Raw genomic sequence first — 23,311 nt, 5'->3', positions numbered from 1 at the left:
CGGCCGACTCCGCCAGGCCGAGGGACGCAACGCCCGAGACGGCCGACTCCGCCAGGCCGAGGGACGCAACGCCCGAGACGGCCGACTCCGCCAGGCCGAGGGACGCAACGCCCGAGACGGCCGACTCCGCCAGGCCGGGGCATGCGGCGCCCGGGACGGCCGGTTCTCTTGAGCCGGCCTCGGCCTTGCCCGCTCCGTGGCTGCTTTCCGCCGCCGACGAGACGGCCCTGCGCGCCCAGGCCGGACGGCTCGCGAGTGCGGTGGCGCGTCGGCCGGAGCTGCTGACCGCCGACATCGGCTACTCGCTGGCGGTGTCGCGCGGCGCCCTCGCCCACCGGGCACTCGTGCCGAGTGGTGACCGGACCCGCATGCTGGAGGCACTGCGCGCCCTCGCGGCGGGCCGGAACGCGCCGGGAGTCGTCCACGGGGTGGCGGACCCGGAGATCCGTACGGCGTTCCTGTTCACCGGACAGGGCTCCCAGCGCCCGCGTATGGGTGCCGAACTGCGCGCCGCGTTCCCCGTCTTCGCCGCGGCCTTCGACGAGGCGTGCCGGCACCTTGACGACCGTCTCCCCCGGCCGCTCGGCGTGGTGCTGTCCGCCGAGCCGGGCTCACCGGAAGCGGCCCTGGTGGACCGTACGGACTTCGCCCAGGCCGGACTGTTCGCCTTCGAGGTGGCCCTGTTCCGGCTGCTGGAGTCGTGGGGCGTGCGGGCCGACCGGCTGGTGGGCCACTCCGTCGGCGAGCTGGCGGCCGCGCATGTCGCCGGTGTGCTGGATCTGCCCGACGCGGCGACGCTCGTCGCGGCGCGCGGCCGGCTGATGCAGGCCCTGCCCGGGGGCGGCGCGATGGTGGCACTGGACGCGACGGAGGAGGAAGTCCTGTCGCGCCTGGACGAGTTCGGGTCCCGGGTCGCGATCGCCTCCGTCAACGGGCCCCGCTCGGTGGTGATCTCGGGCGCGGAGACCGCCGTACGGGCGGTCGCGGCCGGCTTCGAGGCGGAGGGCCGCCGGGCCGTGCCGCTGCGGGTGAGTCACGCTTTCCACTCGCCGCTGGTGGAGCCGATGCTCGACGCGTTCCGGCGCGCCGCCGAGCAGTTGGACTTCCGGCCGCCGCGCATCCCGGTCGTCTCCACGGTGACGGGCCGGCCCACACAGGCCGCGGACCTGTGCTCCCCCGAGTACTGGGCGCGGCACGCCCGGCTGCCCGTGCGCTTCGCGGACGCGGTGCACCGGCTCGCCGCGGACGGAGTCTCCGCCTTCCTGGAACTCGGTCCCGGGCCGGTGCTCACCGCGGCGGTCGCCGACTGCCTGCCCGGCGCGGCGACGAACGGTTCCGTGCTCGCCGTGGCCACCCGGGGCGGTGCGTACGAACCGGAGACGCTCCTGTCGGCCGTGGCGCGGCTGCACGTGGCCGGGGCCGCCGTCGACCGGAAGGCGGTGTACGCGCGTCCCGGCGCGCGGCGGGTGGACCTGCCGACGTACGCCTTCCAGCGGCAGCGCTACTGGCTCGACGAACCACTCCAGGCGCCCGACGCGCCCGACGCCCAGCCGCTGCTGGGCCCGGCCTTCCCCGTGCCGGACACCGGGCGGACGGTGCTGACCGGGCTGTTGTCCCGCGCGGCCCACCCCTGGCTCGCGGACCACGTCGTCGCCGGGCGGGTGATCGTACCGGCGACGGTGTTCGTGGAGCTGGCCGTGCGGGCGGGCGACGAGGTGGGCTGCGACACGGTCGACGAACTCGTGGTGCTGTCGCCGCTCGCCCTGCCCGGCGCCGCAGGGGTACGGGTCCAGGTCGTGGTGGGGGCGCCCGACGACTCGGGCCGCCGGCCGGTCGACATCTACGCCCGGCCGGAGGAGTCCGCCGAGGAGGTCCCGTGGACCCGGCACGTCTCCGGGCAGCTGGGCCGCGGCCGTGCCGCCGAGGAGGAGCCGGTTCCATGGCCGCCCGAGGGGGCCGAGGCGGTGGACCTCAGCGGAGCGTACGCCGCCCTCGCCGGGGCGGGACTCGCGTACGGGCCCGCCTTCCAGGGCGCCGGCGCCGTCTGGCGTCGCGGCGACGACGTCTTCGCGGAGGTCCGGCTGCCCGCGCCGCACGCCGCGCAGGCGGGCCGCTTCGGGCTCCATCCGGCGCTGTTCGACGCCGCGTCGCACGCGCCGCTGCTGGCCGCGCCCGCCGACGCGAGCGCGATCCGGGTGCCGTTCGCATGGAGCGGGGTGCGCCTGTACGCCTCCGGGGCCACGGAGGTACGGGTCCGGGTGACCCGGACCGGCGCGGACACCGTCTCGCTCACCCTCACCGACCCGGCCGGCCGGCTCGTGGCCCGCGTGGACTCCCTGACCACCAGGGAACTCCCGGCCGAGCAGGCCGAGCAGACGGAGCAGGCCGGCCTGGCGAAGGACGTCGTACGAGGGTCTCTGCTGCGCCCCGAATGGACCGCCATCGAACTCTCCGGGCGCGGCGTCGCCGATCGCGCCTGGGCGGTGCGCGGGCCGGACGAGCTCGGCCTCGCCGCGTTCCTGCCCGGCGCCGGGGAACCGGAGTTCGTCGCCGTCACGGCCGTGGCCCGCGCGACGGCCCCCGATCCGCCGGCGGCCGTGCACGAGCTGACCGGCAGGGTGCTCGCGACGCTCCAGGACCTCCAGGACGATCCGGGCGCGGCGGGCTCACGGCTGGTGGTGGTGACGCGGGACGCCACCGCGCCGGTGCCTGATCTGGCGGGGGCGGCGGTCTGGGGACTGGTGCGCACGGCCCAGTCGGAGCTGCCCGGCCGGGTCGTCCTGGTGGATGTGGACGGGCGGCCCGAGTCGCTGCGGCTGCTGCCCGCGGCCGTCGCCACCGGCGAGCCGCAACTGCGGTTGCGGGACGGGCGGGTGACGGTTCCCGCACTGGCCGCCGTCCACGAGGTCGCGGACGCGGGGGCCGCCTTCGGCGCGGACGGCACGGTGCTCATCACCGGGGGCACGGGGGCGCTCGGCGCCGAACTCGCCCGTCACCTGGTCACCGCGCACGGCGTACGGCATCTGCTGCTCACCGCACGCCGTGGCTCGCGGGCGCCCGGGGCCGAGGAACTGCGCGCCGAGCTGGCGGAGTCGGGGGCGCGGGTCGGCATCGTCGCCTGTGACGCCGCCGACCGTGCCGCCCTGGCCGAGGTGGTCCGGCGCGCGGAGCCGCCGCTGACGGCCGTGGTGCACGCCGCCGGGGTCCTCGACGACGGCGTGCTGGACTCGCTGACCCCCGGGCGGATGGCCGCCGTGCTGCGGCCGAAGGCTGACGCGGCCTGGCATCTCCACGAACTCACCCGGGACTCGGGGCTGTCGGCGTTCGTCGTGTTCTCCTCCGTCTCCGGTCTGCTGGGCCGGGCCGGGCAGGGCAACTACGCGGCCGCGAACTCCTTCCTCGACGCTCTCGCCCTGCGCCGCACCGCCGAAGGACTGCCGGCGCTCTCGCTGGCGTGGGGCCCGTGGGAGCACACCGGCGGCATGGCGGCGGGGCAGCCCCCGCGGCGGCCCCGGTCGCGTGACGTGCTGGTGCAGCTGTCCACGCGGCAGGGCCTGGCCCTGTTCGACGCGGCGGTGCGCACGAGCGAGCCGGTCCTGGTGCCGGTCCTGCTGGACCGCGCCGCGCTGCGGTCCCCGGGAGGGCCGCTGCCACCGCCGTTGCGCGGCATCGTCCGCCGGGACCGGCCGACGGCCGCGGCGGCGACGGCGACGGCGTCCGGTTCTCCCGGCGGTGCCGGGCGGACGCCGGAGCCGGGGGCCTGGCGGGCACGGCTGGACCGGCTGCCCGTGAGCGACCGGCGGGCGGCGCTCACGGAACTGCTGCGCGCCGACGTGGCCGACGTGCTCGGCTACGCGGACGCCGACGCGCTGCCGGCCGGCAGGTCCCTCGCCGAGCTGGGATTCGACTCCCTGACGGCGGTGCAGCTCCGCAACCGGCTGAGCACCGCGCTGGGGCTCCGGCTGCCGGTGGGCGTGGTCTTCGACCACCGCACGGCGGAGGACCTGGCACGCCACCTGCTCGGCCTGCTGCCCACCGAGCCGACCACCGCGCCCACCGAGCCGACCGCCGCGCCCACCGCGACCGCCACGGCAGCCCGCGAGGAAACGGGCCCGATCACCGCAGCCGCCCGCGAGGTCACAGACCCCACCACCGCAACCACCCGCGAAGCCGTCCCGGCCACCCCGGAGCCCGGGGCGCGGCCCGCCCACACCCTGTCCTCGCTGTTCCGGAACGTCCGTGCTGCCGGGCAACCGGTGGCCGCGATGCACCTGCTCGTCACCGCGTCCTGGGCCCTGCCCACCTTCCCGGCCGCGCGGGGCCACGAGCACGCGCTGCCCCCGATCCGCCGCTCCCCCGCCCGGCCCGGCTCCGGACGGCCGGCGATCGTCTACTTCCCGGCCTACCACCCCTCGCGTCCGTCGGACGGCGGGGACTTCCCCCGCTTCCACCGTGCCCTCGGGGACGACCTCGACGTCCTGGAGTTCCCGCATCCCGGGATCGGTGCCGGGACGGCCGTACCGGAGGACCTCGCCGCGCTGGCGCACACGCAGGCAGGGGCCGTCCTGCGGCACGTCGGAGACGGGCCTTTCGTGATCGTGGGGCGGTCCGCGGGCGGCAACGTCGCGCACCTCGTGGCCCACCGGTTGGAAGACATGGGCCGGGCGGCGTCCGGCCTGGTGCTGCTGGACACGTACCACGTCACGCCGGACAACAGCGGCACGGACTGGCTGGTGTCCCTGGCCGCTCCCCCGCCGCGGGGAACCGGGCAGCCCGACTTCGCCGGGGACGACGACAGCGTCCTGGCCGCGGTGGGGGCGTACAACCGGATCTTCCTCGGCTGGACGCCGGAGCCGGTCACCACGCCCACGCTCCTCGTGCGCGCACTGCGGCCCACGCCCGCCATGGCCGACTCCGCCGACGGTGACGGCTGGCGCACGTCCTGGCCGACGGCGCACGACGTCGTGGACGTCCCCGGCGACCACCTGACGATGATGCGGGAACACGCCGGGAGCACCGCGTCGGCGATCCGCGCCTGGATCGAGGCGCGCGCGAGGCCCACCCTTGCCCTTCCTATCGAATCTCGATAGATTTCCATCGCGTTTCGATTGAAGGGACATCGATGGGAAAGATCACCGTGCTTGCGCTGCGGGCCGTGCTCGTGGCGCTGCTCGCCGGTTCGCTGTTCGTGCAGACCGTGATGGTCGCGCTGCTGGCCGACGACATGGAGGGCAGTGTCCTCGCGGACCGGCGGGTCCCGATCCTGCTGATCGTGGTCCTGGGCATCGCCTCGGCCCAGACCGTGCTGGTCTGCGTCTGGCAGCTGGTGACGATGGTGCGGCGCGGGAACGTGTTCTCCGACGGCGCCTTCCGGTACGTGCACATCGTGATCGGCGCGTTCGTCGCGGCGGCGCTCCTGGTCTTCGCGCTGGGTGTGGTGCTGGCCCCGGGCGAGGCCGTGGCCCCGGGCATCGTCCTGATGCTGGGGGGCGTCTCCCTGGCGGTGTTCGCGGTCGCCCTGATCGTGCTGGTGCTGCGGATGCTGCTCGCCCAGGCCGTCGCCCGCGACGTCGAGGCGGCCCGCATGCAGGCAGAGCTGGCCGAGGTGATCTGATGCCGATCGTCGTCGACATCGACGTGATGCTGGCCAAGCGGAAGATGTCCGTGGGCGAACTCGCCGAACGCGTCGGCATCACCCCCGCCAACCTGGCGGTCCTGAAGAACGGCCGCGCCAAGGCGGTGCGCTTCACGACGCTGGCCGCGCTCTGCGAGGTGCTGGAGTGCCAGCCGGGAGACCTGCTGCGCTGGGAGGCCGAGCACCTCGCGGACGAGGCCACGCCTGCGGGACGTCAGCTGTGAACCCGGCCGACACCTCCTGCCTCGGCGCCACCACCCGCAGCGACGTTCTCGTCGTCGGCGCGGGACTGGCCGGCCTGCACACCGCCACGCTCCTCGCCCGGCGGGGCCACGACGTGCTCGTGGTGGACCGGCGCGCCAGTCTCGCCGGCGCGATCCGCACCACGGGAATCTTCGTACGGAAGACGCTCGACGACTTCCCGCTGCCGCCCGAGCACCTCGGCCCGCCGATCCGACGGGTCGTCCTCTACCCGCCCGACCTGCGCCGCCCGGTGACCCTGGTCAGCGGCCGCGACGAGTACCGCGTGGGCGACATGGCGCCCCTCTACACGGCGACGGCGGCCACCGCGACGGCGGCCGGCGTCCGGATCGCCCTGGGCACGCGCTACGCCGGCCGCCGGGGCGGCGCCGTCCACCTGGTGGGTCGCGACGGGCCGACCGTGGTCCGGGCACGTTTCGTCGTCGGCGCCGACGGGGCCCGCTCCAGCGTCGCCCGGGACCTCGGGCTCGACCGGAACCGCCACCTGCTGGTCGGGGCCGAGGAGGTCTTCGAACTGCCCGGGCACGACGAGCCGCCGACCTTCCACTGCGTGCTCGACCCCTCGCTCGCGCCCGGCTACCTGGCCTGGGTGGTCGACGACGGGCGGCACGCGCACGTCGGCGTCGCCGGCTATCCGGACCGCTTCCCGGGGGGACTCCGCCAAGCGCTGCGGCGGTTCAGCGCGTCGGCGCCCGGTCTGGCCGCCGCGGACCGGCCGGAGGCGGTGGAGCGGCGCGGCGGCCCGATTCCCGTCGGTGGCGTGCTGCGCCGGATCAGCTGCGCCGACGGCCTTCTGGTGGGGGACGCGGCGGGCGCGGTCTCCCCCCTCACCGCCGGGGGACTGGATCCGTGCCTGCGGCTGTCGGAGTTCGCGGCCGAGGTCCTCGACGACGCACTGCGGTCCGGGCGCCCGGACGCGCTGTCCTCCTACGACGGTGCCGCTCTGCGCGCCCGCTTCCGAGGACGGCTCACGCTGCGCAGGGGGCTGGCCCAGGTGCGCACGCCGGCCGTGGCGGGGGCGGCGTTCACCCTGCTGCGCACCCCGCTCGGCCGGGCCGCGGCCGGCCGGGTCCTCTTCGGCGACAAGTCCTTCCCCACCCCTGCCCGCGGCTGATCACGCGCCCCTCTGCAGGCCGGGGCAATGCAAGAGACATTGCAAGAAGACCGGAATATCTGCCCGATAAGCCGGTCAACATCAGCCCAAACGGTCCGACTCGCGCCGGTGCGGCCGCTTACGCTCATGCCCTCCGCAACTCACCGAAGGCAACCAAGAATGAGCGATGGCCGCAGCGAACCGTCCTGGCCGGGCGGCGAGTACGCCGCACCCCCTGCGGCCGGGCAGGCCCGGATGACGCGTGCGGAGATGCGCAGGGCCGCCCGGACGGCGAACCGGCGGCCGGCGCGCGGGCAAGGCCGGGCGCGGACACGCGGCGCCTCGGAGAGCGCCGGGCGCGGCGCCTCGGGGAGCACCGGGCCGTCATCGCGGCGACGGCCGTCGGGCAGGCGCAGGCTCATCGACTATCCGCGGGCGGGCAGGCGGGGCGTGCGGCGCTGGTTGCCGTCGTGGAAGCAACTGGCCGGACTGTTCCTGACGGTGTGCGGCAGCCTGCTCGCCACGGTGGCCTACGCGTACGCGACCGTGTCCATTCCCAGCGTCAATCCGGACACGCAGACACAGGCGAACACCTTCTACTGGTCGGACGGCTCCCAGATGGCGGAGGTCGGCCAGGTCGACCGGCAGAACGTGACCCTCTCCCAGGTGCCCTCCGCGGTCCAGTGGGATTTCCTCGCGGCCGAGAACGCCTCGTTCTACACCGACCCGGGCGTCGACCCGCAGGGCATCCTGCGCGCGGTCTACCACATGGCGCAGGGCGGTGAGGTGCAGTCCGGGTCGACCATCACCCAGCAGTTCGTCAAGAACGCGTACCTCAACCAGAGCCAGACCCTCTCGCGCAAGCTCGAAGAGATCATGATCTCCCTGAAGATCGGCGGGAAGCTCAGCAAGCGGCAGATCCTCCAGGGTTACCTCAACACCTGCTACTACGGCCGGGGCGCCTACGGCATCGAGGCGGCGTCCGAGGCCTACTACGGCATTCCCGTGGAGAAACTGAGCGTCAGCCAGGGCGCGTTCCTGGCGGCCACGGTGAACGCGCCCAGCGTGATGATGAACGCCGACGACCCGCAGCAGCGGGCACCGGCCGTGGCCCGCTGGAAGTACGTCCTGGGGCGGATGGCGGCCATCGGCAAGATCAGCGCGGCGCAGAAGGACCGTTACCTGCACGCCGGTTTCCCGACGCCCGGGCCGATGCGCGGACGGAACTCCATGGGCGGGCAGATCGGCTATCTGGTGCAGACCGCCGAGCAGTACGTCGAACAGCACTCGTCGATCACCGACGAGCAGCTGAACGAGGGCGGCTACCAGATCCACACGACGTTCGACAAGCACGATGTGGCCGCGCTGAGCTCCTCGGTGGCGGCGATGCGCAAGCAGCACCTGGACCCGGACCACCGGGCGGCCGACCGGAACGTGCAGGTCGGTGCCGCCTCCGTCGACCCGACCACGGGGGCCATCGTCGCCCTGTACGGCGGGGACGGGTGGAACAAGGGCCACTACACCGACAACGCCGACAGCTCCGGCGTGCCGGTGGGCTCCACGTTCAAGCCGTTCGACCTCGCCGCCGCGCTCGACCACGGCGCCGTGCTCTCCCCCGGCCAACCGCCGTCGCCCATCACTCCGGAGAGCAAGTTCGACGGCGACGACGGCATCAAGATCAAGAACCAGCAGGGCCAGTACCTCCCCGACGGCAGCGACCCCACCGGACTGCTGCACCAGCAGAACGACACGCCCACCAAGTGGGGGTACATCACCCTGCGCAAGGCGATGGAGCAGTCGGTCAATACCCCGTACGTGCAGCTCGGGGAGTACGTGGGCTACGACAACGTGGAGAACGAGGCGCTGCAGGCCGGTCTGCTGCGCAACACCCTGCAGTACGACACCGCCGGCTTCTACATCGGCACCTCCACCCCGTCGGCCATCCGGATGGCCGACGCCTACGGCACGTTCGCCGACCACGGCGTGCGCCACCAGCCGTACTCCGTCACCAAGGTCCTGCACGCGGGTCAGCAGCTCCCCGGATTCCAGGCTCCCGCCGGCGCCCGGGCCATGCCCGCCTCGACCGCCGACACCGTCACCGACGTCCTGCAGGACGTCGTCAAGCACGGCACCGGCACCAACGCCCTCGCCCTCGGGCGGCCCGCCGCCGGCAAGACCGGCACCACCGACGACTACAAGTCCGCCTGGTTCATCGGCTACACGCCGCAACTGTCCACGGCGGTCGCCATGTTCAAGGAGAACCCGAAGAACTCGGGCCTGCAGTCGATGGCCGGGGTGGGCGGTTACAGCAAGGTCTTCGGCGCCGACATGCCCACCCAGGTCTGGCTGGGCTACATGACCGCGGCCCTCCAGGGCCGGCCGGTGCTCTCCTTCCCCGCCGCGCCGCAACTCGGCCAGGGCGCGAACGAGAACGGCGCGCCGTCCCCCGGCCCGTCTCCGTCCCCCAGCACGTCCCCCACCCCCTCCCCGACCCCGTCGGCCCCCTCTCCCACCCCGTCCCTCACGCCGTGCAGCGACATCCCCGGCGGGTGCACCTCCCCGACCCCGTCGCCCTCCCCGTCGCAGACCGGCACCGGCACCACGGGCGGCCTCTTCGGCCCGGGAACCGGAGGCCAGGGGCAGGGGGAGGTCCCCGGGCCGTCGATGCGTCCGCGGAACTGAGGCCTTCACCCGCCGGGCCGCGTCCGGGGGCCGCCGTCACCGGTGGGAACGGTCGGGAGCGAAATCGCTTTTCGCGTCGGGCCATCGAAGGCTAGTGTGCGCACGCAGCGAGTCACTCCGAGGAGCGAAGACATGGTCGGTGTTCTGAGCGCGCGTTGACGTTTCGGCCGTGACCGGCCTGTCATCGCGTGCTGCCCCTGGTGTTGCGGCACAGCGAGCCTTCCCCTGCCCGAACCGCCGGTGCACGTCTCCCGTGCGCGGTGGCGGGCTTCGTTGTCGGCAACCACAAGGGATTCCCGTGCCGTCCGCTTCCTCCGCCGTATCCGATTCCGACCGGCCCGTTCCGCCGAGCCTGTGGCGGGACGCCGACTTCCGCAGGCTCTGGATGGGCCAGACGGCCTCCCAGCTCGGCGAACACACGACCCTGGTGGTCCTGCCGCTCTTCGCCGTCCTGACGCTCCACATCGACCCCGGCCGGCTGGGCGTGCTCCGCGCGGTGGGGCAGGCGCCGATCCTGTTGCTCTCGCTCTTCGTCGGCGCGTGGGTGGACAGGTGGCGGACCCGCACGACGATGGTGCTCACGGACGCCGGCCGGGCCCTGGCCCTGGGCGCCGCCGCCCTGGCCGCCCTCCTCGGCTGGCTCGGCCTTCCCGCCCTGCTCGCGCTCGCCTTCGCCGTCGGGGCCCTGTCCGTCTTCTTCGACGTGGCGTACCAGGCGTCTCTCGTACGGCTGGTGGAACGCGACCGACTGGTGGCGGGCAACAGCGCGTTGGAGGGCAGCCGGTCCGCGGCGCAGATCGGCGGCCCCGCTCTCGGCGGTGCGCTGGTGTCCCTGCTGTCGGCGCCTCTGGCCGCGGCCTCCGGCGCGCTGTTCTTCGCGCTGTCGTTCCTGTCGATCCGGCGGATCCGCCGAGCCGAAGCGGTCCCGGAGCGCCCGGAGCACGCCCCTCGGGTGTGGCGGCGCATTCACGAGGGCCTGCGTTTCGTCGCCGGCGACGCCGCGCTGCGGACCGTGTGCCTTGCCTCGGCCGCCTTCCAGTTCTCCTTCGCGGCCGTGATGACCGTCTATCTGCTCTTCCTGCCGCGGGAACTGCATCTGTCGGGCACCGTCGTCGGGCTGGCGCTCACGGCGGCGGGGCCGGGCGCGCTCCTGGGCTCACTGCTGGCCGCGCGCCTGCCGGGCCGGTTCGGTCACGGCGCGGTGCTCGTGGGCGCGGCGGCGCTCGGCGACGGCGTGTTCCTGTGGGTGCCCGCGTTGCAGGGCTCCTCCGCGGTGACGGTTCCCGCGCTCCTTGCGGTGGGCTTCGTGTTCGGGTGCGGCGGCCAGTTGGTGAACGTCACGGTCATGGCCGTCCGGCAGGCCGTCACCCCGGACGGGATGCAGGGCAGGGCGGCCGCGACCATCACCTTCGTCGGCATGGGGATGACCCCGCTCGGTTCGCTGGCCGGCGGGTTCCTCGCGGAGGAGTGGGGCTTGCGCACGAGCCTCCTGGTGACGGCGGCGGGCATGATGCTGTCCCCCGTGATCATCGCGCTGTCCCCCCTCGCCCGCCTGGGACGGGAGCTTCCGGCCCCGCACGGCTGAGCCCGCGAGGGCACAACTGGAAACGGGATCCGTTTTCATATAGCGTCTTCCTCGCCCGTCGGAGGAGGTTCAGGGATGAGGCACGACCGGCTGCCGGTGACCGTTCTGTCCGGTTTCCTCGGCGCGGGAAAGACCACGCTGCTCAATCACGTGCTCGGCAACCGTGAGGGGCTGCGCGTCGCGGTCATCGTCAACGACATGAGCGAGGTCAACATCGACGCGGCGCTGGTGCGCGGCGGCGAGGCCGCGCTGTCGCGCACCGAGGAGCGCCTGGTCGAGATGACCAACGGGTGCATCTGCTGCACGCTCCGCGACGACCTGCTGGAGGAGGTCGACCGGCTGGCCCGCGAGGGCCGCTTCGACTATCTCCTCATCGAGTCCAGCGGCATTTCCGAGCCCATGCCGGTCGCGGCCACCTTCGCCTTCGCCCGCGACGACGGCGCCACGCTCGGCGACCTCGCCCGGCTGGACACCATGGTCACGGTCGTCGACGCCGCCAACTTCCTGTCGGAACTGGCCGCCGGCGACGAGCTGGCCGAGCGCGGCCTCGACCAGTACGAGGACGACGAACGCACCGTCAGCGACCTGCTGATGGACCAGATCGAGTTCGCCGACGTCATCGTCCTCAACAAGCTCGACCTGGTCGACGACGCCGCCGCCGAGCGGCTGCGGGCGACACTGGCGCGCCTCAACCCGGTGGCCCGGATCGTGCCCGCCGTCCACGGACGCGTGGAGCTGGCGCAGGTGCTCGGCACCCGGCTGTTCGACCTGGAGCGTGCCCAGCAGGCCCCCGGCTGGGTCATGGAACTCAACGGCGAACACGTCCCGGAGACCGAGGAGTACGGCATCTCCTCTACCGTCTTCCGCTCCGAACTGCCTTTCCACCCGGGGAGGTTGTGGCGGTTCGTGACCGAGGAGATGGACAGCGGCGCCTACGGCCAGGTGCTGCGCTCCAAGGGTTTCTTCACCCTGGCCAGCCGCCCGCACGTGACGGGGCTGTGGTCCCAGGCCGGCTCCGTCGCACGCTTCGAGCCCTCCGCCGCCCACGGCACCGACGGTCCGGCGGGCCAGGAGCTGGTCTTCATCGGCACGGACCTGAGCGCCGAGGCGCTCCACGCCGCGCTCACCGACTGCCTGCTGGCGGACGGTGAGACCCCGCCGGCCGACGATCCGTTCCCCGCCTGGGACACCTACGGCATCGACGACACCTGCGAGCACGAGCACCCCGAGCACGGCGAACTCGTGGCGCGGACCTGAGACTCCGGGCCGGGCAGGTCAGGGGGGCTCGGCAGGTCAGTGGGACTCGCGGCTGACCTCCGAGCCGCTGGAGCCGACGAGGAAGTCCAGGTCGGCGCCCGCGTCGGCCTGGAGGACGTGGTCGACGTAGAGGCGTTCCCAGCCGCGCCTCGGGTGGGCGAAGCCGGCGACCGTGGCCTTGTTCGGTGTGCGGCGGGCCAGTTCGTCGGCGGGAACATCGACGTCGATGCGGCGGGCTTCGACGTCGAGGCTGATGACGTCCCCCGTGCGCACCACGGCCAGGGGGCCGCCGGCCGCCGCCTCGGGCGCGACGTGCAGGACGACGGTGCCGTAGGCCGTGCCGCTCATCCGGCCGTCGCAGACGCGGACCATGTCGCGTACGCCCTGCTCCAGCAGCTTCTTGGGCAGCGGCATGTTGGACACCTCGGGCATGCCCGGGTACCCCTTGGGTCCGCAGCCGCGCAGGACGAGGACGGAGTCGGCGTCGACGTCGAGGTCCGGGTCGTCGATACGGGCGTGGAAGTCCTCGATGCTGTCGAAGACGACGGCCCGGCCGCGGTGGCGCAGCAGGTGCGGGGAGGCGGCGGCCGGTTTGATGACGGCGCCGTCGGGTGCCAGGTTGCCCCGCAGCACCGCGATGCCGCCCTCGGCCACGAGCGGCTCGGCGCGTGTGCGGATGACGTCGCCGTCCCAGATCGGGGCCTCGTCCAGATACGTCACCAGCGGGCGGCCGGTGACGGTCAGCGCCTCGGGGTCGAGCAGGTCGCGGACCTCGCGCAGGACGGCGAGCAGGCCGCCGGCGCGGTGGAAGTCCTCCATGAGGAAACGCCCGGCCGGGAGGAGGTCCACGAGCACCGGGACCCGGGAGCCGATGCGGTCGAAGTCGTCGAGTGTCAGGTCGACGCCCAGTCGGCCGGCGATGGCGAGGAGGTGGACGACCGCGTTGGTCGATCCGCCGATGGCGGCCAGAGCGACGATCGCGTTGTGGAAGGACGCCTTCGTCAGGAAGGTGCCCGGGCGCCGGTCGGCGGCGACCAGCTCCACGGCCAGGCGGCCGGTCCCGTGGGCGGCTTCCAGCAGCCGGCTGTCCGGGGCAGGTGTGCCCGCGACGCCGGGGACGACGGTGCCCAGCGCCTCGGCCACCAGCGCCATCGTCGAGGCGGTGCCCATGGTGTTGCAGTGCCCGCGGCTGCGGATCATCGCCGACTCGGAGCGGGTGAACTGCTCCTGGGAGAGGGTGCCCGCCCGCACCTCTTCCGACAGCCGCCACACATCGGTGCCGCAGCCCAGCGGCCGGCCGCGGAAGGTGCCGGTCAGCATCGGGCCGCCGGGCACGACGACGGCGGGCAGGTCCACCGAGGCGGCGGCCATGAGCAGCGCCGGGATGGTCTTGTCGCAGCCGCCGAGCAGGACCACGCCGTCGATCGGATTGGCCCGGAGCATCTCCTCCGTCGCCATCGCCGCCATGTTGCGCCAGAGCATGGCGGTGGGCCGCATCTGGGTCTCCCCCAGCGAGACGACGGGCAGTTCGAGCGGGATGCCGCCGGCCTCGTACACGCCGTCGCGGACGGAGGCGGCCACCTCGGTCAGATGGGCGTTGCACGGCGTCAGGTCCGAGGCGGTGTTGGCGAGGGCGATCTGCGGACGGCCGTCGAAGGCGTCGCCCGGGACGCCGCGTCGCATCCACGCCCGGTGGATGTAGGCGTTGCGGTCCTGACCTGCGTACCACTGTGCGCTGCGCAGCTTCACACCCGCCTCTTTCCAGTATTTGGTACGGGGGTCTAACCTCTGGAACATCATGGAGGATACGCAGCTCCCCGGAGGACCGACAGACCACGGCGGGGACGATTCGGAACCCGCCGCCGGCGGTCGTCTGGTCGGTTCCGACCGTGTCCTCGCCGTCCTCAAGGAACTCGCCCGCTACCCCGGGGGCGTGGGCCTGGAGGAGCTGACCCGGGCGATCGGCAGTCCGAAACCGACCGTGCACCGCGCCCTCGGCGCCCTGCGCCGTGCGGGTCTCGCTGGGCAGGACGCGCGCGGCCGGTATCTGCTGGGGGACGAGTTCCTGCGCATGGCCTTCGCCCACCACGAGGCCCGCCCCGAGCACGTCCGCATCCGCCCGGTACTGGACGCTCTGGCCCGCCGGTTCGGCGAGACGGCGCACTACGCGGTCCTCGACGGCCGGGAGATCGTCTACCGGGCCAAGGTCGACCCGCCCACCGGAGCCGTCCGGCTGACCTCGACGATCGGCGGCCGCAACCCCGCCCACGCCACCGCTGTCGGGAAACTGCTGCTGGCCCACCGGCTGGACACCCTGGAAGCGGTCCGGGACTGGATCGGCGACTCGCCGCTGGAGCCCCGGACCAGGCACACGTGCCGCACGGCCGAGGCTCTGCACAGCGAGCTGCGGGCGGTCAGAGAACAGGGCTACGCCCTCGACGACCAGGAGAACGAACCCGGCGTCAACTGTCTCGCGGTACCCGTCTACGCGGCCTCGCCCACGGCACCCAGCGGTGCTGTGAGCGTCAGCGCCCTGGCCTATCGCACACCCCTGCACACGCTGGCCGAAGCCGCCGACGAGATCCGGGCCGCGCTCGGCCCGCTGGCGCGCCCGCACCGATGAGTCCCTGACTCCACGCCCCGCCGACACTCCGGAGATCGCCCCATGCACCTCATGCGCACAGGCCCCATCGGCGCCGACAAGCCCGTCGCCCGCGTGGACGACGAGACATACGTCGAACTGTCCGGCGTCGTCGCGCCACGGTCCGCCTGATGCGGGCGTTCGTCCTGACCGCCCCCGGCACGTACGAGGTGCTGGAGGTCCCCGCGCCGGAGCCGGCTCCCGGAGAGGCCGTCATCGACGTCGAACGGGTCGGTGTCTGCGGTACCGACGTCGAGTTCTTCACCGGCGAGATGGCCTACCTCCACCAGGGCCACTCCTCCTACCCCATGCGCCTGGGCCACGAGTGGGCCGGACGCGTGACCGCGGTCGGCGACGGCGTCGACCCCGCCTGGACCGGCCGGCGTGTCATGGGCGACACCATGCTCGGCTGCGGCACCTGCCGCCGCTGCCTGCGCGGCCGGCAGCACGTGTGCGCCACACGGCAGGAGGTCGGCATCCGCGGGAACCGGCCCGGCGCCCTGGCGGAGCGACTCGCCGTGCCGGTCTCCTCGCTGCACGCGCTGCCCGACAGCGTCGACGCCCCCCTCGGCGCCCTGGTGGAGCCCGGAGGCAACGCCCTGCGGGCCGCCTCCGCAGCCCGACTGCGGCCTGGGGACCGGGTGTTGGTGCTCGGGCCGGGCACCATCGGCCTGCTCGTCGCGATGTTCGCCCGCGCCGCGGGCGCCGAAGTCCACCTCATGGGCCGGACCGACAGTTCCCTCGCCTTCGCCCGCACCCTCGGCTTCGACCACGTATGGCGGGAGACCGACGTCCCTGACCTCCCCTTCGACGCGGTCATCGACGCCTCGAACGCCGCCCACCTGCCCGCCACCGCCCTCGACCTGGTGGAACCGGGCGGCCGTGTCGTCTGCATCGGACTCGCCGGCGAACCCAGCCGCGTCGACACCCGCACCCTCGTCCTCAAGGACGTCACCGCGGTCGGCATCCTCTCCGCCTCCCCCGGCCTGGACGCCACGATCCGCGCCTACGCGGGCGGAACGGTCGACCCCAGCCCCCTGGTCGCCGCGACGGTCGGCCTCGCCGAGGCCGGCCCCGTCCTCGCGGGCGACCGCCCGCCGGGCGCGGGCCCCGGCCCCAAGATCCACATCGACCCCCGCCGGCCCGGCGTCTGACGCCATCACCATTGCGGGCACCGCCGACCAGGCCTGGCACCAGGATGTTCGCCTGGGTCATGCCCCCAAGTCCGCCGTCACGGGCAGGCACTCGGCGAGCAGGTCGACGACGTCGCGCCAGGCTCGCCGCGCGTGCCGCGGGTGGTAGCCGACGCCGGGGACCACGGGGTGGTCGACCGGCGGGTGGTGGAAGGCGTGCAAGGCGCCGCCGTAGACCGCGAGGCGCCAGTCGACGCCCGCGGCCTGCATCTCAGCGGTGAACGCGTTCCGTTGCGCGGGCGGCATGATCGGGTCTTCCGACCCGACCCCGGCCCACACCGGGCAGCGGATGCGCGCCGCCTCGCCCGGCCGGCCCGTGGTGGTTGCGTTGACCGTCCCGATCGCGCGCAGGTCGACGCCGCCTCGCCCGAGTTCCAGCGCGATGGCGCCCCCGGTGCCGTAGCCGATGGCGGCGATCCGGTCGGGGTCGGTCCGGGGCTCGGTGCGCAACACGTCGAGCGCCGCATGGCCGATCCCCCGCATCCGGTCGGGATCGGCGAGCAGTGGCATGCAACGGGCCAGCATCTCCTCGGGGTCACCCAAATAACGCCCGCCGTGAAGGTCGAAGGCCAGCGCCACATATCCCAGCTCGGCGAGAGCATCGGCCCGGCGGCGCTCGACGTCGCTGAGCCCCATGCCCTCCGGCCCGAGCAGCACCGCGGGCCGGCGGTCGGCACCGGCCGGGAGCGCGAGGTGCCCGACCATCGTCAAACCGTCGGCCGGGTACTCGACCGTACGCGTCGTGATCGTCGTCATGAGACTGGACTGTAGTGATCGTCGGGCCCGGTCCGGCCGGCGCTCTGCTGCCGGCAGAACGGCATTGTCGAGGAGAACCGGCCGCTCGACCGCGCGTCAGCACGTCACCCCGGCAGCGGTCCTGTGAGTGAGCCCGGGCAGGTCGGCCGAAAGGATGACCGGGGGTGTCTAGGCCCGTAGGGGGCGTGGCCTTTTGGTCGAGGCGGTCCAGGGGTGCGGGCGGCGAGAGTTGTGTCCGTCCCCATCCCGGCCTGGAGGTCAGCATGAGAACCAAGATAATTTTCGCCGTCGCGGCAGCCGCCCTCGTCGGTGCCGGCGCGGCAGGCTCGGTCGCCGTCGCCGACATGAACGTGCAGAAGAACACCGCCGATCCCGCCAGCGGCGGGTACGCCAAGGTGCAGGATCACCCGGGCCTCAGCGGGGATCTCGTGGCGACGCACATCGAGACCTGGTACCACCCGCTGCCGTGGATCGGCAAGGAGATCGACGACGTCTCGTGCCCGGACCTCGCGGCGGTCCGGAACACGAAGATCAGCTGCACGGCGAAGTCCGGCGGCACCCGGATCTCCGTGCCGGTGAGCGTGGTCGACGTCGCCGGGAACGCGGCTCCCCGCGTCACCTGGAAGTTCGAGCGCTGACATGCGCGCGCTTCCGACCGGGCCCGGCACGGCCCGAACCGACGACAGCACCACCGCGGGAGAGCGAGCATGATCGAAGCCACGGGCCTGTCCAAGCGCTACGGCGCCACACTCGCCGTCGACGACCTCTCGTTCGAGGTCCGCCCGGGCCGGGTGACGGGCTTCCTCGGCCCGAACGGGGCCGGAAAGTCGACGACGATCCGGCTCATGCTCGGCCTGGACGCCGGGGGCGGGCGGACGTTGTTCAGCGGCAAGCCGTACCGCGAGCTGCGCCACCCGATGCGCGAGGTGGGCACCCTGCTGGACGCGAAGGCCTTCCACCCGACCCGCAAGGCGCGCAGCCACCTGCGGATGCTCGCCGCGGCCGCGGGCGTGCCGGACACGCGGGTCGACGAGGTACTCCACATGGTCGGTCTGGAGTCGGTGGCGAAGAAGCAGCCGAAGGGTTTCTCCCTCGGCATGGGCCAACGGCTGGGCCTGGCGGCCGCGTTGCTCGGCGACCCGCACACGCTGATCCTCGACGAGCCGGCCAACGGGCTCGACCCGCAGGGCATCAACTGGCTGCGCGGTTTCCTCAAGGACTTCGCCGCGTCCGGCCGTTCCGTCTTCGTCAGCAGTCACCTGCTCGCCGAGATGGCCCTGATGGCCGACCACCTGGTGGTGATCGGCAAGGGCCGGACGATCGCGAACGAAGCGGTCGCCGACTTCGTGACGAAGAGCTCCCGCAGTCTCGTCGTGGTCCGGAGCCCGCACGTCGACAAGCTCGCTGAGCTGCTCCTGGCCGAGGGCGCCGGGGTCGAACGGCTGGACGCCACCGCGATCGCGGTCAGCGGTGCGGACCGGGCGGGTATCGGGGAGCTCGCGTACGCCCACCAGATCAGGCTGCACGAACTCACGGAACGCACGGCCACGCTGGAGGAGGCGTTCCTCGAAGCGACCGCCGCCGCCGAGCAGTTCGTCGCGAACCCCGCCGCACCCCGGTCGATGACGGCGGCCGCGGCGGCGAGCCACCCGGACACTTCGGAAGGAACACGATGACCAGCGCGCTGCGCTACGAATGGGTTCGGCTCACCACCCTGCGGTCCACATGGTGGCTGATCGGGATGTCGGCCGTCGCCCAGGGGCTGTTGGCCCTCGTGATCATCCTGGACGGCAAGAGCAGGGGCGGGCCGCTCGGCGACGACTCGGCGGCGCTGGCACTCAGCGGCGGTACCGGCATGATCCCGCTGATCTTCGTCTTCATGGGGTTGATCGGTGTCTTCGCCACGGGGCACGAATACCGGTACGGCACGATCCGCACCACGCTGACGGCGTTCCCGCGCCGGACGCACCTGTGGACCGCCAAGACCCTGGTCGTCGCCGCGGCGGTGGCAGTGGTCGGTGCGCTCCTGGCCGCCGAGAGCCTGGCCATCGCCCTGCTGGTGGGCGGACCGGGCGCCGGGGAGACGCTCATGGGGGCCCCGATGGGCCGGGTGGCCGCCGGCTACGTGGTGTTCCTCGTGGTCTGCGCGCTGTTCGGGCTCACGCTGGCCGGCATCACCCGCAGCATCCCGGCGGCCATCGTGCTGCTCATCACCCTCCCCATGATCATCGAAGGCCTCGTCTCGCTGATCCTCGGGATGGACGCGTTCGATTCGATGCGATCGCTGTCCGCCTACCTGCCGTTCACCGCGGGCGAGCGGATGATGGCCGTGACCTCGGAGCCGCCCTACGACGGCGCCCCGCCACCGCTCCGGCCCCTCACGGGCGGCCTGGTCTTCACCGCCTACGGCGCCGCCCTGCTCGCCCTGTGGGGAGCCCTGTTCACCAAGCGGGACGCCTAGCCGGACGCCGGGCCGTGATCGACGACGATCACGGCCGGCAGGCCGGTGCGGAGTTCCGCACCGGCCTGGCGGCGACCAGGGCCTGATCCAGGCGACAGGCCCTAGACCTGAGAGGCGGCGAGCAGTTGCAATGCCTTCTCCTTCAATGCCGGACTCGCCTCTGCGGCGTTGCCGGCATTGAAGGGCGGCCGGGGGTCGTACTCGATGGCGAGTTGGATCGCCTCGGCCGTTTCGTCGCCCGCGATCAGGGACGCGAGGTACAGGGCCATGTCCACTCCCGCCGACACCCCGGCCGCGGTGATGATGTTCCCGGAGCGTACGTAGCGCTGCGGCAGGTAGGTCACGTCGAACGTGGACTGGAGGTAATCGGCGGAGGCCCAGTAGGTCGTCGCCCGCCTTCCGTCGAGCAGCCCGGCCGCCGCGAGGACGATGCTGCCGGTGCATACGGAAGTCGTCCATCGCGTGTGCCGGTGGATCCGGCGGATCCAGCGCAGGAGCGCCTGATTGTTCATCGCCCCGACGGTGCCCCGGTTGCCGGCGCCCGGCACGAGCAGCACGTCGAGGCGGTCGACGTCGGCGATGGACCGTTCGGCGACCACGGCCACGTCCCCGGTGTCCGTGCGGACCGCGCCGCGCTTCTCCGCGATCATCGTCACGGTCGCGTCCGGCAGCCGCGAGAGGACTTCGGCCGGACCGGTGGGGTCCAGCAGGCTGTAGCCGTCGTACAGCAGGATGCCGATGCTCGGCCCCGTGCCGCCGCCCGAGGTGGCGGCGTGTGCCCCTCCGGTCGGTGCCACGGCGGTGGCGGTGAGCGCGGCGGTCGCCACGGTCCCGCGCAGTACGTTTCTGCGTGTCGTCACATGCCTCATGGGCCGGGAGTCTTCCGCTGCCTCGCGGCGCGTGCGGGTGGCATGTCCGGCATCCTGCGCATCGTGTCCCCCGTCATGCCGTAGTGGTCCAGCAACGCCTGCCTCAGTGTCTCCGCCGACCCGAAGCCGCAGCGGCGGGCGATCGCCGCGAGGGAGAGCCCGCTGGAGCGCACCAGGTGCGCCGCCGCTTCGGTGCGCGCCGCACGCACGGCCCGGGCCGGGGTCGTGTCGAGGTGCGTGCGGAAGAGCCGGCTCAGATGCCGGGGGCTGACCCCCGCGCGCGCCGCCAGGGCAGCGGGCGTCAGGTCCTCCGAGAGGTGTGCGGCGATGTAGCCCGTCAGGTCCCGCACGAGCCGGTCTTCCGGCGGTGGAGCGGCCAGGAACATGGATATCTGTGCCTGATCGGCGGGGCGGTGCAGATGCGTGACGAGTTCCCGTGCGACCGCCCGGGCCAGCGTCGGGCCGTGGTCGTCCTCGATCAGGGCCAGTGTCAGGTCGAGCGCGCTGGTGACGCCGGCCGAGGTGTAGACGTTGCCGTCCCGTACGTAGAGGGGGTTCGGGTCCACGGCCACATCGGGGTGGGACGCGGCGAGCCTGTCGCCCCATCCCCAGTGGGTCGTCACGCGCCGGTGATCGAGGAGTCCGGCCGCGGCCAGCACATGGGCACCGGTGCAGACGGAGGCCACGCGGCGGCTCAGTCCCGCGAGCCGGCGGACCTGCCCGAGCAATCGCTCGTCCGCCGCCGCGTCCTCGCAGCCGATACCGCCCACCACGATCAGCGTGTCCAGGCGTCCCGCCACCGTCTCCAGCCCCTGCGCCGCCCCCAGCACGATCCCCGCCGAGCTGCGGGCAGCCCGACGGCCCAGAGTCCCCAGCTCGATGGAGTACGGCGGCTGCGCGCCGTACCGGTTGGCGATGTCCAACGCGCCGCTGGGACAGGCGATGTCGAGGATCTGGGCATCGTCGTAGGCAACGATGAGGACGCGTCGTTCGGTGGTCATGGCCCCTGGTACCAGCAGGGGCGCGACCGGGCAAGCCGGGGCCGGGCCGAGGGCTACTTCATTCCCGTGGTGGCGATTCCCTTGACGAGGTAGCGCTGGCCGACGAGGAAGACGATGAAGACCGGGATCAGCGTGACGACGGACATCGCGAACAGAGATCCCCATGAGGCTCCGCTGGTGGCGTCCACGTAGTTGCGCAGGGCCACGGGCGCCGTCTGGAGTTCCGGTTTGGTCAGGTAGATCAACTGGCTCAGGAAGTCGTTCCACGTCCAGATGAAGGTGAAGATCGCGGTGGTGGCCAGGGCCGGCAACGAGATCGGCAGGAGGATGCGGAAGTAGATGCGCCAGTAACCGGCTCCGTCGATCTTGGCCGCCTCGTCCAGCTCGCTGGGCAGACCCCGGAAGAACTGGACCATCAGGAAGATGAAGAAGGCGTCCGTGGCCAGGAACTTGGGGACGATCAGCGGCAGGAACGTGTTGACCCATTCGATCTTCGAGAACATCACGTACTGCGGAATGATGAGGACGTAGATCGGCACCATCAGGGTCACCATCATCATGCCGAAGAAGAACGCCCGCCCGCGGAACTTGAGCCGCGCGAAGGCGTAGGCCGCCATGGAGCAGCTGACCAGGTTGCCGAGCAGCGCCCCCAGCACGACGATCGCCGAGTTCAGCAGGTAGACACCGAACGGGTGCGACAGCGCGTTCCAGCCGTCGGCGTAGTGGCCGAAGTCGGTGTCCGTGGGCAGCAGGGAGGGTTCGCGGAAGATCAGGGCGTCGGGTTTGATCGAGCTGGCGATCATCCACAGCAGCGGGTAGATCATCACGAGCCCGAAGGCGATCAGCACGGCGTGCTTGAGGAACGCACGGACGCGGGCCGCCCGCTTGCGGCGTTGCGCCGCAGGTGAAGGGGCAGGGAGAGGCGAAGGAGTGTCTTCGGCCTTCAGGAGTGTCATCTCACTTACCGTCACCGTAGAACACCCATCTCTTGCTGAAGTAGAAGTTGATTGCGGTCAGGACGCCGACGATCACCACGAGGAGCCAGGCCATGGCGGAGGCGTAGCCCATGTGGAGCCGGCCGAAGCCCTCGTCGTACAGGTACAGCGAGTAGAAGAGGGTCGAGTCCGAGGGGCCTCCCGTCCCCCCGCTGACGACGAACGCCTGGGTGAAGGACTGGAAGGAACTGATGATCTGCAGAACGAGGTTGAAGAAGATGATCGGGGTGAGCAGCGGCACGGTGACGTGCCGGAACTGGTGCCAGCGGCCGGCGCCGTCGAGCGCGGCGGCTTCGTAGTACTGCTCGGGGATCTGCCGCAGGCCCGCCAGGAAGATCACCATGGAGGAGCCGAAGGTCCACACGTGCAGGACGACGAGGCTGTACAGCGCGGTGTCCGGGTTGGAGATCCAGCCGGGCCCGTGGATGCCGAACAGTCCGAGGAACTTGTTGACCAGGCCGTCGGTGCCGAAGACCTGCCGCCACAGGATGCCCACCGCGACGGAGGCACCGAGGAGCGAGGGCAGGTAGTAGACGGACCGGTAGAACGCCAGCCCCTTGATGCCCCGGTTGAGGACCATCGCCAGGGCGAGGGCGACCGCCAGCAGCAACGGCACGCTCAGGACGACGTAGATGAAGGTCACGCTCAGGGACTGACGCAACCGGGGATCGTCCAGCATCTTGCTGTAGTTCTCGAAACCCACCCACTTCGGAGAACTCAGCAGGTTGTAGTCCGTCATGGAGAAGTACAGCGAGGCGATCATCGGACCGAGCGTGACGCCGGCCATGCCGACGAACCACGGCAGCAGGAAGACCCAAGCGGTGCGTTCTTCTTTTCTGGCCGCCTGGCTGAGGGGTCTGCGGAGCACAGTCATCGTCCTCG

18 protein-coding genes are annotated in these 23,311 nt (G+C 72.5%); 12 read left to right on the top strand and 6 right to left on the bottom strand.

Annotated elements, in window-relative coordinates:
* Window positions 1-185: 185 nt before the first annotated feature.
* The 7 genes from ABZ386_RS19920 to ABZ386_RS19890 all read left to right on the top strand — a co-directional run bounded on the left by ABZ386_RS19920 (window position 186) and on the right by ABZ386_RS19890 (window position 12,513).
* Complete coding sequence (locus ABZ386_RS19920) at window positions 186-5,090, top strand: SDR family NAD(P)-dependent oxidoreductase (RefSeq protein ID WP_358965388.1); 4,905 nt, start codon at window positions 186-188, stop codon at window positions 5,088-5,090.
* Between the two features lie 32 nt (window positions 5,091-5,122).
* Window positions 5,123-5,614 carry a DUF2975 domain-containing protein gene (locus ABZ386_RS19915; RefSeq protein WP_351335954.1) on the top strand — a complete coding sequence of 164 codons (492 nt, stop codon included), beginning with the start codon at window positions 5,123-5,125 and terminating at the stop codon, window positions 5,612-5,614.
* A complete protein-coding gene (locus ABZ386_RS19910; RefSeq protein ID WP_114256902.1) occupies window positions 5,614-5,859 on the top strand; it encodes a helix-turn-helix transcriptional regulator in 246 nt (81 codons plus the stop codon). Before ABZ386_RS19915 ends, ABZ386_RS19910 begins: the two co-directional genes overlap by 1 nt.
* Entirely contained in the window at window positions 5,856-7,010 is a 1,155-nt protein-coding gene (locus tag ABZ386_RS19905) for an NAD(P)/FAD-dependent oxidoreductase (RefSeq protein WP_358965386.1), read from the top strand. The genes ABZ386_RS19910 and ABZ386_RS19905 overlap by 4 nt, the downstream gene beginning before the upstream one ends.
* Before the next feature lie 159 nt (window positions 7,011-7,169).
* Window positions 7,170-9,671, top strand: a complete 2,502-nt coding sequence (locus tag ABZ386_RS19900; RefSeq protein ID WP_358965385.1) for a transglycosylase domain-containing protein — start codon at window positions 7,170-7,172, stop codon at window positions 9,669-9,671.
* Between the two features lie 298 nt (window positions 9,672-9,969).
* Window positions 9,970-11,256: an MFS transporter gene (locus ABZ386_RS19895; protein ID WP_351335963.1), complete on the top strand. Its 1,287-nt coding sequence runs from the start codon at window positions 9,970-9,972 to the stop codon at window positions 11,254-11,256.
* Between the two features lie 75 nt (window positions 11,257-11,331).
* A complete protein-coding gene (locus tag ABZ386_RS19890) occupies window positions 11,332-12,513 on the top strand; it encodes a GTP-binding protein (protein ID WP_351335966.1) in 1,182 nt (393 codons plus the stop codon).
* 36 nt (window positions 12,514-12,549) lie between these two features.
* Here the strand turns inward: ABZ386_RS19890 and ABZ386_RS19885 are convergent, their stop codons facing one another.
* Window positions 12,550-14,262, bottom strand: a complete 1,713-nt coding sequence (locus tag ABZ386_RS19885; RefSeq protein WP_351335969.1) for an IlvD/Edd family dehydratase — start codon at window positions 14,260-14,262, stop codon at window positions 12,550-12,552.
* Window positions 14,263-14,311: 49 nt separating this feature from the next.
* Here ABZ386_RS19885 and ABZ386_RS19880 point away from each other — a divergent pair, with 49 nt between their 5' ends.
* Window positions 14,312-15,136 (top strand): IclR family transcriptional regulator, encoded by an 825-nt coding sequence (locus tag ABZ386_RS19880; RefSeq protein WP_351335972.1) that lies wholly within the window; start codon window positions 14,312-14,314, stop codon window positions 15,134-15,136.
* A 149-nt stretch (window positions 15,137-15,285) separates the two neighbouring features.
* The gene (locus ABZ386_RS19875; RefSeq protein ID WP_358965384.1) at window positions 15,286-16,308 is read left to right on the top strand and encodes an alcohol dehydrogenase catalytic domain-containing protein; all 1,023 of its coding nucleotides are present in this window, start codon (window positions 15,286-15,288) and stop codon (window positions 16,306-16,308) included.
* A 57-nt stretch (window positions 16,309-16,365) separates the two neighbouring features.
* On the opposite strand, the gene ABZ386_RS19870 is transcribed toward ABZ386_RS19875, so the two are convergent.
* Window positions 16,366-17,103, bottom strand: coding sequence for a dienelactone hydrolase family protein (locus ABZ386_RS19870; protein ID WP_358965383.1), 738 nt, complete (start codon window positions 17,101-17,103; stop codon window positions 16,366-16,368).
* Window positions 17,104-17,366: 263 nt separating this feature from the next.
* Here ABZ386_RS19870 and ABZ386_RS19865 point away from each other — a divergent pair, with 263 nt between their 5' ends.
* From ABZ386_RS19865 to ABZ386_RS19855, 3 genes are all read left to right on the top strand, one after another.
* Window positions 17,367-17,741: a hypothetical protein gene (locus ABZ386_RS19865; protein ID WP_351335979.1), complete on the top strand. Its 375-nt coding sequence runs from the start codon at window positions 17,367-17,369 to the stop codon at window positions 17,739-17,741.
* A 69-nt stretch (window positions 17,742-17,810) separates the two neighbouring features.
* Window positions 17,811-18,779, top strand: coding sequence for an ATP-binding cassette domain-containing protein (locus ABZ386_RS19860; protein WP_358965381.1), 969 nt, complete (start codon window positions 17,811-17,813; stop codon window positions 18,777-18,779).
* Complete coding sequence (locus ABZ386_RS19855) at window positions 18,776-19,564, top strand: ABC transporter permease (RefSeq protein WP_356504988.1); 789 nt, start codon at window positions 18,776-18,778, stop codon at window positions 19,562-19,564. Before ABZ386_RS19860 ends, ABZ386_RS19855 begins: the two co-directional genes overlap by 4 nt.
* A gap of 101 nt (window positions 19,565-19,665) precedes the next feature.
* Here the strand turns inward: ABZ386_RS19855 and ABZ386_RS19850 are convergent, their stop codons facing one another.
* Genes ABZ386_RS19850 through ABZ386_RS19835 form a run of 4 tightly spaced genes read right to left on the bottom strand, consistent with a single transcriptional unit; the run spans window position 19,666 to window position 23,303 of the window.
* Window positions 19,666-20,433 (bottom strand): DJ-1/PfpI family protein, encoded by a 768-nt coding sequence (locus tag ABZ386_RS19850; RefSeq protein WP_356617528.1) that lies wholly within the window; start codon window positions 20,431-20,433, stop codon window positions 19,666-19,668.
* The gene (locus ABZ386_RS19845) at window positions 20,430-21,434 is read right to left on the bottom strand and encodes a DJ-1/PfpI family protein (protein WP_351335989.1); all 1,005 of its coding nucleotides are present in this window, start codon (window positions 21,432-21,434) and stop codon (window positions 20,430-20,432) included. The genes ABZ386_RS19850 and ABZ386_RS19845 overlap by 4 nt, the downstream gene beginning before the upstream one ends.
* Before the next feature lie 53 nt (window positions 21,435-21,487).
* Entirely contained in the window at window positions 21,488-22,390 is a 903-nt protein-coding gene (locus ABZ386_RS19840; protein ID WP_351335992.1) for a carbohydrate ABC transporter permease, read from the bottom strand.
* Between the two features lies 1 nt (window position 22,391).
* Window positions 22,392-23,303, bottom strand: coding sequence for a sugar ABC transporter permease (locus ABZ386_RS19835; protein WP_351335995.1), 912 nt, complete (start codon window positions 23,301-23,303; stop codon window positions 22,392-22,394).
* Between the last annotated feature and the right edge of the window lie 8 nt (window positions 23,304-23,311).

It is taken from the genome of Streptomyces sp. NPDC006140 (genome assembly GCF_040628815.1).
GTDB lineage: Bacteria > Actinomycetota > Actinomycetes > Streptomycetales > Streptomycetaceae > Streptomyces.
Note: the sequence above shows the minus strand (reverse complement) of the source record. Positions and strands in the feature narration are given on the sequence as shown.

Bases quoted from the DNA above. Each gene is read 5' to 3' on its own strand.
- ABZ386_RS19915 (WP_351335954.1), top strand. From the start codon at position 5,123: ATGGGAAAGATCACCGTGCTTGCGCTGCGGGCCGTGCTCGTGGCGCTG.
- ABZ386_RS19910 (WP_114256902.1), top strand. From the start codon at position 5,614: ATGCCGATCGTCGTCGACATCGACGTGATGCTGGCCAAGCGGAAGATG.
- ABZ386_RS19900 (WP_358965385.1), top strand. From the start codon at position 7,170: ATGAGCGATGGCCGCAGCGAACCGTCCTGGCCGGGCGGCGAGTACGCC.
- ABZ386_RS19890 (WP_351335966.1), top strand. From the start codon at position 11,332: ATGAGGCACGACCGGCTGCCGGTGACCGTTCTGTCCGGTTTCCTCGGC.
- ABZ386_RS19880 (WP_351335972.1), top strand. From the start codon at position 14,312: ATGGAGGATACGCAGCTCCCCGGAGGACCGACAGACCACGGCGGGGAC.
- ABZ386_RS19875 (WP_358965384.1), top strand. From the start codon at position 15,286: ATGCGGGCGTTCGTCCTGACCGCCCCCGGCACGTACGAGGTGCTGGAG.
- ABZ386_RS19870 (WP_358965383.1), bottom strand. From the start codon at position 17,103: ATGACGACGATCACGACGCGTACGGTCGAGTACCCGGCCGACGGTTTG.
- ABZ386_RS19865 (WP_351335979.1), top strand. From the start codon at position 17,367: ATGAGAACCAAGATAATTTTCGCCGTCGCGGCAGCCGCCCTCGTCGGT.
- ABZ386_RS19860 (WP_358965381.1), top strand. From the start codon at position 17,811: ATGATCGAAGCCACGGGCCTGTCCAAGCGCTACGGCGCCACACTCGCC.
- ABZ386_RS19855 (WP_356504988.1), top strand. From the start codon at position 18,776: ATGACCAGCGCGCTGCGCTACGAATGGGTTCGGCTCACCACCCTGCGG.
- ABZ386_RS19850 (WP_356617528.1), bottom strand. From the start codon at position 20,433: ATGAGGCATGTGACGACACGCAGAAACGTACTGCGCGGGACCGTGGCG.
- ABZ386_RS19845 (WP_351335989.1), bottom strand. From the start codon at position 21,434: ATGACCACCGAACGACGCGTCCTCATCGTTGCCTACGACGATGCCCAG.
- ABZ386_RS19840 (WP_351335992.1), bottom strand. From the start codon at position 22,390: ATGACACTCCTGAAGGCCGAAGACACTCCTTCGCCTCTCCCTGCCCCT.
- ABZ386_RS19835 (WP_351335995.1), bottom strand. From the start codon at position 23,303: ATGACTGTGCTCCGCAGACCCCTCAGCCAGGCGGCCAGAAAAGAAGAA.